At 38.7% G+C, this 16,027-nt stretch carries 12 protein-coding genes and 1 pseudogene; 11 read left to right on the forward strand and 2 right to left on the reverse strand.

Annotated elements, in window-relative coordinates:
- Positions 1-12: 12 nt before the first annotated feature.
- From AC6FXG_RS05660 to AC6FXG_RS05695, 8 genes are all read left to right on the forward strand, one after another.
- On the forward strand, positions 13-2,409 hold the full coding sequence (locus AC6FXG_RS05660) for an ATP-dependent Clp protease ATP-binding subunit (protein WP_500571887.1): 2,397 nt from the start codon (positions 13-15) through the stop codon (positions 2,407-2,409).
- Positions 2,381-3,739 carry a DNA repair protein RadA gene (locus AC6FXG_RS05665; RefSeq protein WP_500571888.1) on the forward strand — a complete coding sequence of 453 codons (1,359 nt, stop codon included), beginning with the start codon at positions 2,381-2,383 and terminating at the stop codon, positions 3,737-3,739. The genes AC6FXG_RS05660 and AC6FXG_RS05665 overlap by 29 nt, the downstream gene beginning before the upstream one ends.
- 280 nt (positions 3,740-4,019) lie before the next feature.
- A complete protein-coding gene (locus tag AC6FXG_RS05670) occupies positions 4,020-5,168 on the forward strand; it encodes a CD0519/CD1768 family membrane protein (protein WP_075574769.1) in 1,149 nt (382 codons plus the stop codon).
- An 8-nt stretch (positions 5,169-5,176) separates the two neighbouring features.
- Positions 5,177-5,584 (forward strand): NUDIX hydrolase, encoded by a 408-nt coding sequence (locus AC6FXG_RS05675; protein WP_075574770.1) that lies wholly within the window; start codon positions 5,177-5,179, stop codon positions 5,582-5,584.
- A complete protein-coding gene (gene whiA / locus AC6FXG_RS05680) occupies positions 5,577-6,407 on the forward strand; it encodes a DNA-binding protein WhiA (protein ID WP_500571889.1) in 831 nt (276 codons plus the stop codon). The genes AC6FXG_RS05675 and whiA overlap by 8 nt, the downstream gene beginning before the upstream one ends.
- A gap of 9 nt (positions 6,408-6,416) precedes the next feature.
- Entirely contained in the window at positions 6,417-6,809 is a 393-nt protein-coding gene (locus tag AC6FXG_RS05685) for a GrdX family protein (RefSeq protein WP_500571890.1), read from the forward strand.
- Entirely contained in the window at positions 6,809-7,939 is a 1,131-nt protein-coding gene (locus AC6FXG_RS05690; protein WP_500571891.1) for a class I SAM-dependent RNA methyltransferase, read from the forward strand. The genes AC6FXG_RS05685 and AC6FXG_RS05690 overlap by 1 nt, the downstream gene beginning before the upstream one ends.
- Before the next feature lie 25 nt (positions 7,940-7,964).
- A complete protein-coding gene (locus AC6FXG_RS05695; RefSeq protein WP_500571892.1) occupies positions 7,965-8,807 on the forward strand; it encodes a metallophosphoesterase in 843 nt (280 codons plus the stop codon).
- A gap of 145 nt (positions 8,808-8,952) precedes the next feature.
- On the opposite strand, the pseudogene AC6FXG_RS05700 reads toward AC6FXG_RS05695, so the two are convergent.
- A pseudogene (locus tag AC6FXG_RS05700) lies at positions 8,953-10,319 on the reverse strand (aminopeptidase).
- A gap of 78 nt (positions 10,320-10,397) precedes the next feature.
- Between AC6FXG_RS05700 and AC6FXG_RS05705 the strand changes: the two are divergent.
- Positions 10,398-11,645 (forward strand): dihydroorotase, encoded by a 1,248-nt coding sequence (locus AC6FXG_RS05705; RefSeq protein ID WP_500571893.1) that lies wholly within the window; start codon positions 10,398-10,400, stop codon positions 11,643-11,645.
- Position 11,646: 1 nt separating this feature from the next.
- The gene (locus AC6FXG_RS05710; RefSeq protein ID WP_500571894.1) at positions 11,647-12,753 is read left to right on the forward strand and encodes an ATP-NAD kinase family protein; all 1,107 of its coding nucleotides are present in this window, start codon (positions 11,647-11,649) and stop codon (positions 12,751-12,753) included.
- Between the two features lie 449 nt (positions 12,754-13,202).
- Here the strand turns inward: AC6FXG_RS05710 and AC6FXG_RS05715 are convergent, their stop codons facing one another.
- Positions 13,203-13,820 carry an S-layer homology domain-containing protein gene (locus AC6FXG_RS05715; RefSeq protein WP_500571895.1) on the reverse strand — a complete coding sequence of 206 codons (618 nt, stop codon included), beginning with the start codon at positions 13,818-13,820 and terminating at the stop codon, positions 13,203-13,205.
- 214 nt (positions 13,821-14,034) lie between these two features.
- Between AC6FXG_RS05715 and AC6FXG_RS05720 the strand changes: the two genes are divergently transcribed.
- Positions 14,035-16,026 carry an S-layer homology domain-containing protein gene (locus tag AC6FXG_RS05720; RefSeq protein WP_500571896.1) on the forward strand — a complete coding sequence of 664 codons (1,992 nt, stop codon included), beginning with the start codon at positions 14,035-14,037 and terminating at the stop codon, positions 16,024-16,026.
- Position 16,027 lies beyond the last annotated feature (1 nt).

Raw genomic sequence — 16,027 nt, forward strand, 5'->3', positions numbered from 1 at the left:
GAAGGTGAGACAGTGTTTGATTTAACAAATTTTGATCAAGATGCCAAAAGTATAATCCAGCTTGCCCATGAGGAAGCGGAGAGCCTGGGGGCAAAAAACCTGGGCAGTGAGCACATTGTGCTCGCACTTTTAAAATATAATTCAGAAGTTAAGCAGGCCTTTGCCCAATACGGGATGACTTACAGGCGTTTTAGGCAGGCCCTCTATGACTTGGTTGGTCAGGGAGACTACACAAAGCCTGAAGGCTATGCCCAAGGGGCCAGAAATATTTTAATGTTTGAAGCCAAGAAACGTGCAGAATATTTTGCCTTGGACGATGTAAGTCCAGAAGTTCTTGCTATTTGTGCCATTAGCGACAAGTATGATATGACGGAGATGGTAATAGATACTCTGGGCTTTGATGAAAATGCTTTTATCAGGTCCATTGTTTCTGAAGATGACGATGATTTTTCTGATGATGAATCAATTGAAGAGTATACGATAAATTTAAACGACAGATACAAGGCTGGCAAGATTGATCCTGTTATTGGCAGGGAAGAAGAAATTGAGCGGATGATTCAAATTCTATCTCGTAGGACCAAGAACAATCCAACTTTAATCGGTGAGCCTGGCGTTGGTAAGACGGCCATTGTTTATGGCTTGGCTGAACGCATTGAAAAAGGCGAAGTGCCTTATTATTTGGCTGACAAAAATGTCTATATGGTCGATATGACATCACTTGTTGCAGGGACCAAGTACAGGGGCGATTTTGAAAGCAGGATAAAGAAGCTTTTGGAACGCGCAAGCAAGGACAAGTCCATGATTTTATTTATAGATGAAATTCACAATATTGTCGGAGCTGGTGGCAGTGAAGGGTCTTTGGATGCGTCAAATATCCTAAAGCCTTATTTGGCTCGTGGCGACATTCAAATTATCGGTGCAACTACTTTTGACGAATATAAAAAATATATAGAAAAGGATTCAGCCCTTGAGCGCAGGCTGCAAACAATTATTGTTGAAGAGCCAAGCGTTGAGGAGTCAATTGAAATTCTCCGCGGCATCAAGGAAGATTTTGAACGCTATCACAATGTAAAAATTACCGATGAAGCCCTTGTAAAATCTGTAACCCTGTCCAAGAGATATCTTAGCGAAAGATTTTTGCCAGACAAGGCCATCGACGTAATGGACGAGGCTATGAGTAAGGCCAGGACCAAGGTAAAGGTCAAGGATGATATGGATATTCTAAAGGAAAATCTTTTGAGAATCCAAGATGAAAAGATGAAGGCCATTGGCGATGAAGATTTTATCAAGGCCGCTAAGCTAAGAGACGAAGAAAAAATTATCGAGGCGCGGATTGGTGACAGTCCAAGGCCAGTTGAAAACACAAAAAATATCGTGGACACACCTATGATTGAGACCATTGTAAGCAGGTGGTCAAAGGTTCCTGTAAGCGATATGACCTCAACTGAACTTGAAAAGCTCAGGTCTTTTAAAGACAATCTTAAAGCAAAAGTCATTGGCCAAGATCCAGCAATTGATGTAATAGATAAGGCCATAAAACGGTCTAAGGCAGGACTTAAAAATCCAAACCGTCCAATAGCATCCATGCTTTTTGTTGGGCCAACTGGAGTTGGTAAAACCTATTTGGCAAAGAGGGTCTCCTATGAACTCTTTGGTGACGAAAACGCCATGACAGTTATAGATATGAGTGAATATATGGAAAGGCACTCGGTTTCTAAACTAATTGGATCGCCTCCGGGCTATGTAGGATTTGAAGAAGGTGGTCAGCTCACAGAAAATGTTAGGAGGAAGCCTTATCAAGTTATTTTGTTTGACGAAATTGAAAAGGCCCACCCAGATGTCTTCAATGCCCTTCTACAAATTCTAGAAGAAGGCAGGCTATCAGACAGCAAGGGCAAGGAAGTTAATTTTAAAAACACAGTTATAATTATGACTTCAAATGCCGGCACCAGCCAACTTGAAAAACAAAATTCAATCGGATTTATGGAAGGGGCCTCTTCCGAATTTGAATCCATCAAGGGCAAGGTTAACAAAGCTTTAAAAGATACATTTAGGCCAGAATTTTTAAATAGAATTGATGAGATAGTTGTCTTTGATAGGATTTCAAAGGACAATGTTAAAAAGATTGCCCGTCTGGAAATCGAAGATATCAAATCTCGTGTGAGTGATAAATACAAGGTGGATGTTACAGACGCCTTTGTCGATCATATTGCTGAGGTCGGTTACTCAGATGTCTTTGGCGTAAGGCCACTTAAACGGGCTCTTACAACTGCACTTGAAGATAATTTGAGCGAAAAAATAATTGAAGGCGATGTTATGGAAGGCGATAAGATCCTCGTAGATTATGAGGACGGGCAAGTTAAAATAAAAAGGATAAAGGATGAAGAGAAACAATCTGTACAAGTGTGAGAACTGCGGCTATGAGTCCGCAGGATATTTAGGCAAGTGCCCTGAGTGTGGGTCATGGGGATCTTTGGTTGAAGTTGGTAATAGCCAGCCCGTTCACGAAAAATCCACAACCCACCAGGCGACTGTTCAAAAGCTAAAAGAAATTGAAAGCGTTAATAGTGATCGCGTGATCTCTAATATCAAGGAGCTGGACAGGGTAATGGGAGGCGGAATCGTTAGGGACTCCGTGACTATTGTTACAGCTAGACCTGGCGCCGGCAAATCTACCCTGCTTCTGCAACTTTCCAATGCTTTGGTTGAAGAGGGTTACAAAGTTTTGTACGCCAGCGGCGAAGAGTCGGGCAGTCAAATTAAAAAACGGGCCGAACGCGTTATAGAAAATATTGGCGAAAACCTTTATATAATGGCGACTAATTCTTTGGACGCTGTTGTGGCCAAGGCCGAAGACTTAGATGTGGACGCTTTGATTGTCGACTCCATCCAGACTTTTGTTTTGGACGAATATTTGCCAAGCCGTGCAGGCAGTCCAACTCAAAGTTTGGAGTGCGCCTACAAGTGTGTTGAGCTTGCTAAGAATACAGAAAAACCCAAGATGGTTTTCTTGGTTGGGCAGATGAATAAGGCCGACGAACTTCAAGGCTTACGGAGCATCGAGCACTTGGTAGATACGGTTTTATATATAGAAGGTGAGGCTGGAGACCCACTTAGGACTTTGATGGCGACTAAAAATCGTTACGGGTCAACAGGGGAAATAGGATTTTTCTACATGGAAGAAACTGGTATGAAGTCCATAGATAATCCAAGTGAATACTTTATGACCACACGTGAAGAGGCAGTCAAGGGATCGAGCCTAGGCGTTATTAAAGAAGGTACCAGGGCCATTGTAATGGAAGTTGAAAGTCTGATGAATAAAACTTTCACTCCATATCCGTCGCGGATAACGGATTCTATCAAAAAAGATTCATTAAATATTATGATTTCGATTTTAGAAGACAAGATGAAGCTAAAACTTTTTGATATGAATGTGGTTTTAAAAGCGGTTGGTGGCTTAAAAACCTTTGATCCAGGTATAAACTTTGCCATTATAATGAGTCTGGCATCCAGCTATTACAATAAGCCTATTAAAAAAGATGTGGTCTTTATTGGCGATGTGTCTTTAACAGGCGAGGTTAGAAAGACCGAAGGCTTACAGACAAAAATTAATGAGGCGGACAGACTTGGCTTTAGCGAAATTGCAATTCCAAAAACATCTGCCAAGATCAAGGCCAAGAATGCAAAGATTGTAGAATTTAAAAATATAAATGAGGCTATAAATTATTATTTATCTTAAAAAAATTTTACAGATGACCGGCCGATTATCTTTAAAAATAGAATGCTAAAATTTTTTGCAAATGAATGGATGGAAATTTTTAAAAACAAAATGCTAAAATTTTTTGTAAATGAGCGGCTGGAGGTTTTTAAAAATATATTGCAAAAGTATTTTATAGATGGATGGCTTTAAAAAAATAAAAGATTTTAACCAAGAGAACTTTGCGGATGCAGGGTTCTTTTTTATTTGATTGTTTACTTATTTTAATATTAATGATAAAATAATGTCATGAGGTGAAGTTATGGATGAGAAACATAAATTAGTTCCTGCTGTGGGCAGGGAAGTTATTATTTTTATAGTTATTTTTACAACTATATTTGGTTTGATTGGTCACAAGATGGGTGTAATCAATATGATAAACACCATTATGCAATCATCTTATGCCATGATTATGGACGTTTGTTTTTACATTATGGGCGTTGCAGTTATAGCAGGTGCCTTGTCAGGGATACTGGGAGAGTTTGGGGTAATCGCCCTTATTGATAAACTCTTATCTAAGCTGATGGGCCCACTTTACGATTTGCCGGGAGCCGCCAGCCTTGGTGTACTTACCTGTTATATGTCGGACAACCCTGCCATATTATCTTTGGCCAAAGACCAAAACTTTGTCAGATATTTTAAAAATTACCAGCTACCAGCCCTTACAAATATAGGAACTTCCTTTGGTATGGGTTTAATTATCACATCAACTATGATGGGGCTGAAGATTGATGGATCTATAAAAGCAGCTTTGGTTGGAAATTTGGGAGCAATTATTGGCTCCATTGTGAGTGTTCGCATTATGATGCGTTTTACCAAAGCTTATTATGGAACAGAAGATTCATCCTTGGACTTCAAAGAACTTGAAAATAGAAAGCTAAGAGTAGTTAGAGAAGGCAGCGTTGGAGGTAGGGCTATAAACTCTCTCCTCGAAGGGGGAAAAAATGGTGTAGACATGGGTCTAACTATTATTCCTGGTGTTGTAGTTATCTGTTCACTGGTACTCTTGCTTACAAACGGTCCTGGACCAGAAGGTTATACTGGGGCGGCCAATGAAGGCGTGGCTTTTTTGCCATGGCTGGGAGAAAAACTTTCCTTTATTTTGAGTCCGCTATTTGGTTTTCAAAATCCATCCAGTATTGCTGTGCCTATTACTGCTCTTGGAAGCGCTGGTGCTGCTATGGGACTTGTGCCAGGCCTTATTGAATCCGGTTCAATTACTGCTAATGAAATAGCAGTTTTCACCGCAATTTGCATGTGTTGGAGTGGATATTTATCAACCCACGTTGCAATGATGGATTCACTGGGAGCTAAAGAACTTACGGGTAAGGCGATTATGTCTCACACTATTGGTGGAATTTGCGCAGGTATCGCTGCGAATTTATTGTATAAATTATTTATGTTATTTTAGGGAGTGTTATGGTTATTTCTTGCGGAGGAGTTGTTATTAATAAGAATAATGAACTCTTGATTTTACAAAAGAAAAACGGCTACTATTGCCTGCCAAAGGGTAGAGTAGAGGAAGGCGAGTCCTGGGAAACGACTGCTTTGCGAGAAGTAAAAGAGGAGACCAACATTGACGCAAGGATTATCAAGTATATAGATACGGTCTATTACAAGATGAATGTTGGCAAGGGCAAGTCCTATCCCAAAAAGGTCAAATGGTATTTGATGGAGGCGACCAGCTTTGATGCCAAACCTCAAAGGAAAGAGGGCTTTGTCCATACGGAATTTATTTCAATGGATGAGGCCAAAAAGCTCTTGGCTTATGAAAACGAAAGGTATATTGTTAGAAAGGCTTTTAAAACTTTAGAGAAAAATGGCTAACTTTACACAGACTGTTAAAAATGAATTATTTACTTATGAGTCTAATAGAAGCGACGAGGACCTGTGCGAGCTAATGGGTTATTTGGCTAGCAAAAATGCCATGGCCCAAAAATCTATCGAGGGCAAATGTGACGAGGAGTATTTGAATCGTATAAAAAAATTTTCTTCGCCAGATGATTTTAAAATAAAGATTGGAGGACCAAGAAAAAACCATGTTTATATTGACTCAATCTTTAAGCTTGGAGATTTTATAAAAAATTCTGACAATCAATTAAAAAGGGCCTTTGTAAGGGGGGCTTTTATTGCCAATGGTTCAGTCAGCGATCCAGATAAGAGCTACCATTTGGAAATTGAATTTAAATATTTAAATGAGGCAGAGTTGGGTCAAGAGCTCATAGAGAGCCTGGGTATAAAATGTGGTTTCACCTTGAGACGAAACAATATAATTCTTTATATAAAAGAGAGAAATGCCATCTCGGATATGCTGACTTTAATGGGGGCTGTGCAAAGCACTTTGGTATTTGAAGACAGCCTGATTTTAAATGCTACCAGAAATGATGTGAATCGTCGGGTAAATTGCGAATCGGCCAACATGACCAAAACTATAGCCGCAGGTTTAAAGCAAATCGAGGCAATAGAGAAGCTCCAAGAAATGGGAGCCTTTGAAGACCTGGATAAAAATTTGTATGATGTCGGGCTTTTGAGACTGGCAAATCCTGATGCCAGTTTGAACGAACTTTCTATACTTATGGGCGGTAGGCTGACAAAGTCGGGTATCAACCATAGACTTAAAAAAATTATAGATCTTGCAGATAAATTATAAGGAGGATTTATGAAAAGTAAAAATATAATTGTCACCAACAATCCTTATGTGCGTGACAAATTTGAAAATGAATTTAATCTTGTTTACATTGATGATAACAAAACTTATATGGAGGTTCTAACAACCATTAGAGACATGGTTCACAAGGGCTACAAGCTTTTGACCCATCCACTTAGCGGTTCGGTTAAGCCAAATGAAACTCCATACAAATCTGTTATGCTTGAAGAGGGCTCAAAGCTCGATTCGGATAGCCTGATGATAATTGAAGGGGCCATTCAAACCATGAAAAAATTTCAAAATAACGAAGCAACACCTAACTGGCCAGAGAGCGTCCACGATGACTTTAGAGTTGTCGACCTATCGCTAATGGAAAATACAGTTTATAGATTGGGGCATTTTTAATGCGCGGACAAATTGTAGATATCTCAACCGATGGCAGGGGTGTAATTAGAGACGGTAAAACAGTTTTTGTAAAAGATGCTCTACCAGGAGATTTGGTGGAGTATTTTTTAGTTAATGAAAAGAAAAATTATGACGAGGCTGAGGTAAAAAAATTTATCCAGTATTCTGATAGGAGAAAATTTACTAAAAATCCACTGGGCTCAGCTTATCCCCTTTATCCTCTTGACGAAGACTATCAGCTAGAATTAAAAAAGAATATGGTGGATTTTAATATCAAGAGAAAAGTTGGTCTAGACATAGATGTAAAAGCTGTGGCTAGCGATGATTACAAGCTAAATAAAATCCGCCTCCATGTTGACGGAGACAAAATCGGTTTGCATTCCAGAGGGACCAACGATATTTACCTGCCAGACCTAGAAATATTGTTTGGCCACAAAGACTTTATAGAAACTCTGCCAAAATTTTTAAAAAACGCGACCTATGTTAGCCTAAGGCAGGCGGACAATGGATTATTTTTGGCGACTGACGGCGAGTATTTTGGAGAGAAAATAGATGGGGTTGAAGATATCAATGGCCACAGGGGGACCTTGCCTATATTAGAAATTGAAGGCATCAGATACGCCCATGATATAGATGGATTTTTTCAAAACTCCAAGTCAGGAGCATCCCACGCTTTAAAAATAATCGGCAATCAGGAAAGGGGAGAAGTCCTAGATTTGTACTGTGGAGTTGGCTTTATTTCCCTTTACGTGGGCAAAAACGCTAAGTCTTTAACGGGCGTGGAAATAAATTCATCCGCCATCAACCACGCCAAGGACAACACTAAGTTAAATGATATAAAAAATACAAAATTTATCTGCAAGGACACAGCCGATTATATGCGGACAAACAAAAAAGAATATGACACAATAATTATCGACCCACCAAGGTCCGGCCTCCACAAGGATGTAATTGCAGGAATCAACAAAACATGCAAAAAAGAACTCATCTATATGAGCTGCGACCTGGGAACATTTACTAGAGACCTAAAAATCCTAAAAGACACTTTCGATATCGAAGAAATATATGTAATCGATATGTTTAAAGGCACAAGTGGTGTAGAGTGCATAGCTAAGATGACAAGGAAATAATTAATTTATAATAAACGGAGATTTGATGAAGAAGAATAAAAAGAAAGTATATTTACGTATTTTTGGTATCATTTTATTAATAATATTTTTGTTTGCGGCTTTTGATGTAGGTTTAAAGACGGTTCATTACGTAATCGAGTCGGACAAGATTCATTCGCCTCTTAGGCTTGCCCTGGTGACTGACTTGCATTCCTGCAAGTATGGGGAAGGTCAAAAGACTTTGATAAATGCTGTGGATAAGGAAGAGCCTGATATTGTTCTTTTGGGTGGGGATATTTTTGATGATGAGATTCCCGATGACAATACAAAGATATTTTTGCAGGCCATTTCAAATAAGTATCCGATTTACTATGTAACTGGCAACCACGAGTACTGGTCCAGACGGGTGGATGGAATGTTGGATTGGCTTAGAGAGAATAATATTGAAGTTTTGGATGGAAAGACTAGTAAAATAAATATTAATGGTCAGACAATTTCTTTGTCAGGAGTTGACGATCCTGATGTGAAAAGATTTACAGACAAGGAAAAAGATTTCTACGACCAGCTGGAGGAAGTTGGTAAAAATAAAAACGATGGACTTTTTACGATTTTGCTTGCCCATCGACCAGCCTTTGTAGACGAGTATTTAAAATATAATTTTGATTTAATTCTCTGCGGCCACGCCCACGGAGGCCAGTGGAGGATTCCATATATTTTAAACGGAGTCTTCGCCCCTGATGAAGGTTGGCTGCCATCATACGCTGGAGGCTTGTATAATTTTGATCACAGCCAGATGATCGTCAGTCGAGGACTCGCCAGAGAGTCCACTCGCGTGCCCAGGATTTTTAACAGACCAGAGCTAGTAATAATTGATATAAAGACAAAATAAATTTAGATGGTGAGATTAATTTTGCACCGTCTTTTTGTTTGAAGAGATATTTGAATTTTAATTTAAAACAAAGTGATAAATAATGGCAAGAAAAAATAGCTATAAGCGTTTTGCTCATAGCTATTTTAATTTTATTTTTAAATTTTTATCTATCCATAAATACCTTGTAGGCCTTATAGCACATGTAGGTGTCTACCTTGCTGGCTACTTCGTGTGGGGCGTGCATGCTTAGTAGTCCTGGTCCGCAGTCTACAACTTCTGCGCCGTATTTTGATAACAATAAAGCGATTGTTCCGCCGCCGCCTTGGTCAACTTTGCCAAGTTCGCCTGTTTGCCATACGATATTTCCTTCGTTGAAGATTGTTCTGACTTCTTGGAGGAATTCTGCGTTGGCGTCATTTGAGCCACCTTTTCCGCCTGAGCCTGTGTATTTTACAAGGGCGATACCGTCTCCAAGGAAGGCTGTGTTCATTTTTTCGCAAGTTTCTGCGAAGTCTCCGTCATAAGCAACGCTTACGTCTGAAGATAAAACTTTTGAATTTTTGAGTGCGCGTCTAACCTTGAGTTCGCAGTAGTTACCAAGTCTTGCAACAACTTCTGCAACTGCATTTTCAAACATATATGAAGCCATACCTGCGTTGCCCATTGAGCCGATTTCTTCTTTGTCGGCGAAGATGCAAAGGGCAGTCTTGGTTGGGTTTTCAACTTCTAGAATTGCTTGAAGGGAAGTATAGGCACAGATTCTGTCGTCGTGGCCATAGCAAGGATCATTGAGCGGTCGAGTCCCATTTCTCTAGCCTTGCCAGCTGGTACAACTTCGAGTTCTGCAACTTTGAAATCTTCTTCTTCAAAATTGTATTTGTCTTTGATTAATTTTAAAATATTTGCTTTAACAGCTTCTTTTTCGTCTTTGCCTTCAACAGGAATGTTGCCTATGATGACATTCATTTGTTCACCTGTCAGAGCTTCTCTGGCTGTCTTTGCCATTTGGTCTTTGGATAGGTGGATTAGAAGGTCTGATACGCAGAAAACTGGATCTTTGTCATCGTCCCCAATGTTGATTTCGATTCTGTCGCCGTCTTTGTTAAAGAGGACGCCGTGAATTGCTAGAGGAATTGTGCCGTATTGGTATTTTTTAACTCCACCATAATAGTGAGTTTTTAATTTTGCCATTCCGTCTGAATCTTCATAAAGTGGATTTGCCTTGACGTCTAAGCGTGGGCTGTCGATATGTGATCCAACAATGTGCAAGCCGTTTTCGATATTTTCTTTACCGATTACAAACATCAATACAGCCTTGCCCTTTTGGTCTACATAAACCTTGTCGCCAGCCTTTAAGCTGTCAACTTCTTCAATGTTTTTAAAGCCTTTAGCCTCTGCTTGACGAATGATTTCGATGTTGGCAAGTCTTTCTGTTCTTGCAACATTTAAAAAATCAATGTAGCCGTCACAAAAGCTGTGAACTTCTTTTCTTTCTGTTTCATTTAATTTTAACCATGCGTTTTTTGTCATAAGATACCTCCACTTGTTATTATAACATAATTTTAAAAATAATCCACTATGGGTATATGTCCTATAGGAGGTTTTGCAATGCTAATTAAAAATGCTCGTGTAATTGATCCCTTGCAAGGGCTTGATGAAGTTTTAGATATACAAATTTGTGGAAAGACCATCAAGGCCATGGCCAAGGATTTAGATGTTAAAGATGAAAATATATTTGATGCTGATGGACTGATTTTAGCCCCAAGTTTTTTTGACCCTCACACTCACTTGAGAGACTTTGGTGAGGAGGGAAAAGAAACTTTTGAAAGCGGATCTATGGCTGCTCTTTGCGGTGGCTTTACAGACCTTGTTGCAATGGCAAACACTGTGCCGCCGATTGATTCTAAGGAAATGGTGGCCGAGGCAATGGAGAAAGTTAAAAATTTGCCAGTAAATATTTATATTTCTGCAAATGTTTCCAAGGGCATGAAGGGCAAAGAGCTGGTTGATTTTGAAGTCCTAAAGGAAATGGGCGTAATCGGTTTTACTGACGACGGTTTCCCTCTGGCTGATGTAGATTTTATGCGTAAAGCTCTAGAGGCAAGCAAAAATCACGATTTTATTATTAGCTTGCATGAAGAAGATCCAACTTATATTAGCCATCCGGGCTATGATGATACGGCTCCAAGAGAAGCTGAGATTTCTATTATAAAAAGAGATATAGATTTATTAAGAGAGATTGGAGGCCACCTTCACGTACAACATCTTTCATCAAAAGAAGGGGTAGAACTAATCAGGCAGGCTAAAAAAGAAGGCTTGTATATTACGACTGAAGTCAATCCAAACCATATTTCCTTTAACAAGGAAGATGTGGAAAAGTACGGAACACTTTTAAAGGTCAATCCTCCTATTCGTGAAGAGGCGGACAGGTTGGCACTTATTGAAGGACTTAGAGATGGAACTATCGATATGATTGGCACTGACCACGCTCCGCACACAAAGGCTGATAAAGAGCTGGGCAAGTATAAATCAAAATCTGGAGTGATTTCACTAGAGATTGCTTTTTCTATGCTCAATATGAAATTGGTAGACGAATCTGGCTTTGAGATGAGGGATTTGATTAAGATTTTGAGCACAAATCCTCGTAAACTTTACAATAAATCTTTAAAGTTAGAAACAGGACAGAGGGCAAACTTGGTTTTAATCGACCCTGATTACGAGTATTGCTATTCAAATTCTTTTTCTAAATCAAAAAACACCCCACTTTTAGGAACAAAGCTAAAGGGCAAGGTGATGATGACAATCAAGGACGGTTCTGTTAAATATATAGATTTTAAAGTTAAAAAAGGAGATTAAAATGAAAATAGGATTAATTGTAAATCCCTTGGCTGGAATTGGTGGCAGCGCAGGTTTAAAGGGCAGCGATGGTGACAAAATCGTAGAGCTGGCCCTGGAACGCGGGGCAAAACCAAAGGCCAACCAAAGGGCGAAGACAGTTTTTGAAATATTAAAAAGAGATAATAAATTGCCAGAAATAATTTCAGCACCAGGAGTAATGGGCGGAGACATATTAAAAGAGCTCGGCATAGACCACAGGGAAGTGGATAAGCTGAGAGACAAAACTTCGGCTGATGACACCATTAGGATCGCCAAGGAAATTATGGATGAGGGCGTTGACCTATTAGTTTTTGCTGGAGGCGACGGGACTGCCAGAAATATTTACGATGCTATTGGTGACAAAATACCGGCCCTTGGCATACCGGCAGGGACCAAGATGCACTCGGCAGTCTTTGCCAATAAACCTGAATCTGCTGCCCTGGTTATAGAAAGATTTTTAAAGGGCGAGGGGTATGAACTTCTCTTGCAAGAGGTTATGGACATTGACGAAGAGGCCTTTAGAAATGAAATTTTAAGTACAAAGCTTTATGGCTATTTAAAAGTCCCCTTTGTAACCGCCCTTGTCCAGGCCTTAAAGTCCACCAGGTCCCAAGGCCAACAATCAGACATCGAATCCATCTGCCAATACGCAGTTGATACCATGGAAGAGAACACACTTTATTTGGTGGGAACTGGTTCAACTTTAAAGCCAATTATGGATATCATGGACCTAAACGGGTCCCTCCTTGGAGTAGATGCAGTTTACAATGGAGAACAAATTGGCAAGGACATAGATGAAAAAGAAATTTTAAAACTCCTGGACAAATACGACAAGGCCAAGATTATTATTACAGTTATTGGCGGCCAAGGCTATTTATTTGGCAGAGGCAACCAACAATTTTCACCAGAAGTTCTAAGGCGGGTGGGCAAGGACAATATAATAGTACTCGCCACAAAGACTAAATTAAATTCCGTTGGCGGACCATTACTGGTAGATACCGGAGATGTGGAATTAAATGAGGAGCTCAAGGGTTATTATAGGGTTGTAACGGATTATGACTTTTATACGCTGAAAAAAGTAGGCTAATTTATTATTAAAATAGCGAATTTTTTCAGTGTTCGACTTTTTTCTCCCTGCGTAGTACCATCTGTACACCTCGGTCGTAAAAAAGTCTCAGCCTAAAAAAATTCATCTATTTTTCTTAATAAATCCGTGCAATGTATAGAATTGAGAATATTAAAATCGACATGTTATGTATGTCGGTTTTTTATTGCGAATTTTATCTTTGCATCGTCAAAAAATTCGTCCCGTTCAAATCTCATCAAATTTACCTGCTAAATTCCCTGCAATGTTTGGAATAGAGAATAAAAGTTTTGTTTGATTGGTTGCAAGCAATAAGGAAAAATTCGGTCCACATAAAGTGGACCCTACACGCTTCGCTAGATTTTTTCTTATTAGATAATAGGTTATAATCTCATACAAAATAATATGTAAACAAAAAAGGGCTTGCTTCATTTTAACTTTGCAAGTCCTTTTTAGATGTTAATATTTAAGATATCTTTTAATTTTAGGGTTGAGCCCTTGCACTCGATTGAAAGTGCATTAACGATGAGTTTTGAAAGCTCACCGCGATTTAGCTCTGGGTTTTTGCCCGATTCAATATTTAGGCCATCACGCAAGCCAAGTGAAAGGCTTAGGGGCTCGATTAAATTCCAAGTCTTAGCCTCTTCTTCATAGCCTAGGGTCCGAAGCAATATTACCTCAACTTCCTTGATGGTTACATTTTCGTTGGCGCCAAACTCTTCATCGCTAATTCCCTTTATCAATTTTTTCTCAACAGCCCAAGCTACATAAGAATAGAAGTAGTCATCTTTTTTTATATCATTAAATGATATCTTGTAAGTGGATTTCTTGGCCTTATCTTCTTCGCTGTAAAGCCGGGAAATAATTATAGGCAGATCCTTGCGCTTGAGATTTGCTTCTAGCTGGAGATTTTTTTCCTTGTCTCCCTTGATAATGCCAACTTTTTCAAGCGTGCGGGCTTCATTTTCGAAATATTTACTTGTATCTTTTGAATTGTCTGTTGCATAGGAGTTTTGAACCAACAAGGTTAAAACTACTAGGACCAGAGCAAGAATTTTTCTTAATTTCATACATACCCTCACTTACTTTATATAATATATGTAAAGTTCAAGCTTTTCAAGGAATTTTAATAAATTTAATATAAATGTAACATAAAGACCATAATGTAAAACAAATGTAATACGAATCTGTTGCCTTTTTTAGTGCAATGATGTAAAATATTTATATAAAGAAGAATTTCGAACAATTATTAGATTTTTGATAATTAGAGATAAGGAGGAAATTATGAAAAAGCTATTATCGATAATATTAGCTGCTTTGATGGTTGTATCTTTTTTACCAGTAAATATTGAAGCGGCTAAATTTAAAGATGTCCCAGACAGTGAATGGTACGCACCTTATGTTAACAAGGCTGCATCGGCCGGAGTTATCAAGGGCTACGGAGACGGGACATTCAAACCAAAAGGAAATATTGCATTTACAGAAATCACAAGCTTGCTTGCAAATCTTGTAAATGTTTCTGAGGCTGATCTAAAAGTTGCAAACGCAACTTACGGTAAAGATCTTGATGCCCTATTAAATGTTGTTAAACAACAAGGAAACCCAGGCATTGATTGGGCCAGACCAGCTATTTTAAAATGCCTATACGCAGGTGTTTATTCAATGAAGGGCTTAGCCCTAGCTGTTGAAGGAAAGATGCTTTTGGACACAAAACCTGCGCAAAGAAAACCTGTTGATAGAACCAACACAGCTGGCTTTATAGCAAATGCTTTGAAGCTAGATACCAAACAAGCTGTATCCTTACCATACAAGGACACAAGCAAAATTTCTGTTGACGCTCACTCACGCATCCAAGCTCTAATCGACATTGGAGTTTTGAGCAAAGAAGGAGACGGCACAGGAAACTTTAGACCTAACGATCCAATCGATAGGGCAAGTATAGCTAAGATGATTACAGTTGCTATGGATTATCTTGAAAAGAATCCAGCAAAGCCTGTCACACCACCAGAACCACCAAAGCCAGTTACCACTACAATTGAAGGTACTGTTGTAGACGTTACAGAAAATGGCGATGAAGTTATTGCTCTTATTAATACAGGAGCAAAGACTCAATCAGTTTTAGTTGGCTATGCAGCAGAGCTAATTATTGATGGTTCACCAGCTCTATTTGATAAAATTACCAAGGGCATGAAGGGTACTTTCACATACACAACAGAAACAGCCAAGGTTACAAAGGCAACTTTAAAATCAACAGAAGAAACAATCGAAGGTAAGATTTCAGCTATCTATTCAACTTATAGGTTTGAAATTGAATACCAAAGAGGATCAATTCTAAATAACAAAGTTGAGCTAGACTTAAGAGATGCTGATATTTATCTGGACGGATCAAAGGCTAATCTATCCGACCTAGATGTAAATTACGAAGTAAAAATTACCAAACTTGGCGACAAGGTAACAAAAGTTGAAGCAAAACGTGGAGACGCTTATTCAGATGGTACTTTCTATCAATTCGGTTATAGTAATGGTAAATATTATATGGATCTATATCCAAATGGAAAGAATCATACAGAATCAGTTGAATTAGCAAGCTCTTATATTAGAATTAATAATGACAGAGTTTATGTAGAGGACCTTGTTAAAAGTTCCAATACAAATAAGTATATAATTCAAGGTACACCAATCAAATTAACGTTTGATAGAAGTAGATATCTTACAGATATAGATACAGTTTTTGGCAAAGTTGAAAATGGGGTTTTACAAGGCTATGTATTTACTAGACCATCTAGAAATGACAATTATATAACTTTATCTCTAAGAAAGTCAGCAGATTCATATACTAGAGATAAAGTGGACTTAAAAGTGGACAACTATACAAAAGTATACTATTATAATAATTCAAGTAATTATAGACTCGATGACTTAAGGGTTGATGACCTGGTTAGGGTTACTATGAGAAATGGGGTTGTCGATAAGATTGAAGTGGATAGATACAGCAGTAGTAGAGATTCCGTATATATGGAAGGAGAAGTCTCTAGCCAATCTTATGTAAGCACATCTGGTATTGAAATTTATATTACAACTACAAATTCTAGGGAATTTAATAGAGGCTCTAGATACAATTTCAAATTTGATAGCAATACAACCTATCTCGTTAGAGGCGTGAGAAAGACACAATCAGATTTCGTTGGCTATGCTAGGGATAATGACAAGCTACAATTTGAATATAAGAAAGTTGGCTCCACTTATTATATAACAAGAATAGATAATCTTAACTAGC

Source organism: Ezakiella massiliensis, assembly GCF_059862345.1.

Coding starts and splice junctions, on each gene's coding strand:
- AC6FXG_RS05665 (WP_500571888.1), top strand. CDS start 2,381: ATGAAGAGAAACAATCTGTACAAGTGTGAGAACTGCGGCTATGAGTCC.
- AC6FXG_RS05670 (WP_075574769.1), top strand. CDS start 4,020: ATGGATGAGAAACATAAATTAGTTCCTGCTGTGGGCAGGGAAGTTATT.
- AC6FXG_RS05675 (WP_075574770.1), top strand. CDS start 5,177: ATGGTTATTTCTTGCGGAGGAGTTGTTATTAATAAGAATAATGAACTC.
- whiA (WP_500571889.1), top strand. CDS start 5,577: ATGGCTAACTTTACACAGACTGTTAAAAATGAATTATTTACTTATGAG.
- AC6FXG_RS05685 (WP_500571890.1), top strand. CDS start 6,417: ATGAAAAGTAAAAATATAATTGTCACCAACAATCCTTATGTGCGTGAC.
- AC6FXG_RS05690 (WP_500571891.1), top strand. CDS start 6,809: ATGCGCGGACAAATTGTAGATATCTCAACCGATGGCAGGGGTGTAATT.
- AC6FXG_RS05695 (WP_500571892.1), top strand. CDS start 7,965: ATGAAGAAGAATAAAAAGAAAGTATATTTACGTATTTTTGGTATCATT.
- AC6FXG_RS05705 (WP_500571893.1), top strand. CDS start 10,398: ATGCTAATTAAAAATGCTCGTGTAATTGATCCCTTGCAAGGGCTTGAT.
- AC6FXG_RS05710 (WP_500571894.1), top strand. CDS start 11,647: ATGAAAATAGGATTAATTGTAAATCCCTTGGCTGGAATTGGTGGCAGC.
- AC6FXG_RS05715 (WP_500571895.1), bottom strand. CDS start 13,820: ATGAAATTAAGAAAAATTCTTGCTCTGGTCCTAGTAGTTTTAACCTTG.
- AC6FXG_RS05720 (WP_500571896.1), top strand. CDS start 14,035: ATGAAAAAGCTATTATCGATAATATTAGCTGCTTTGATGGTTGTATCT.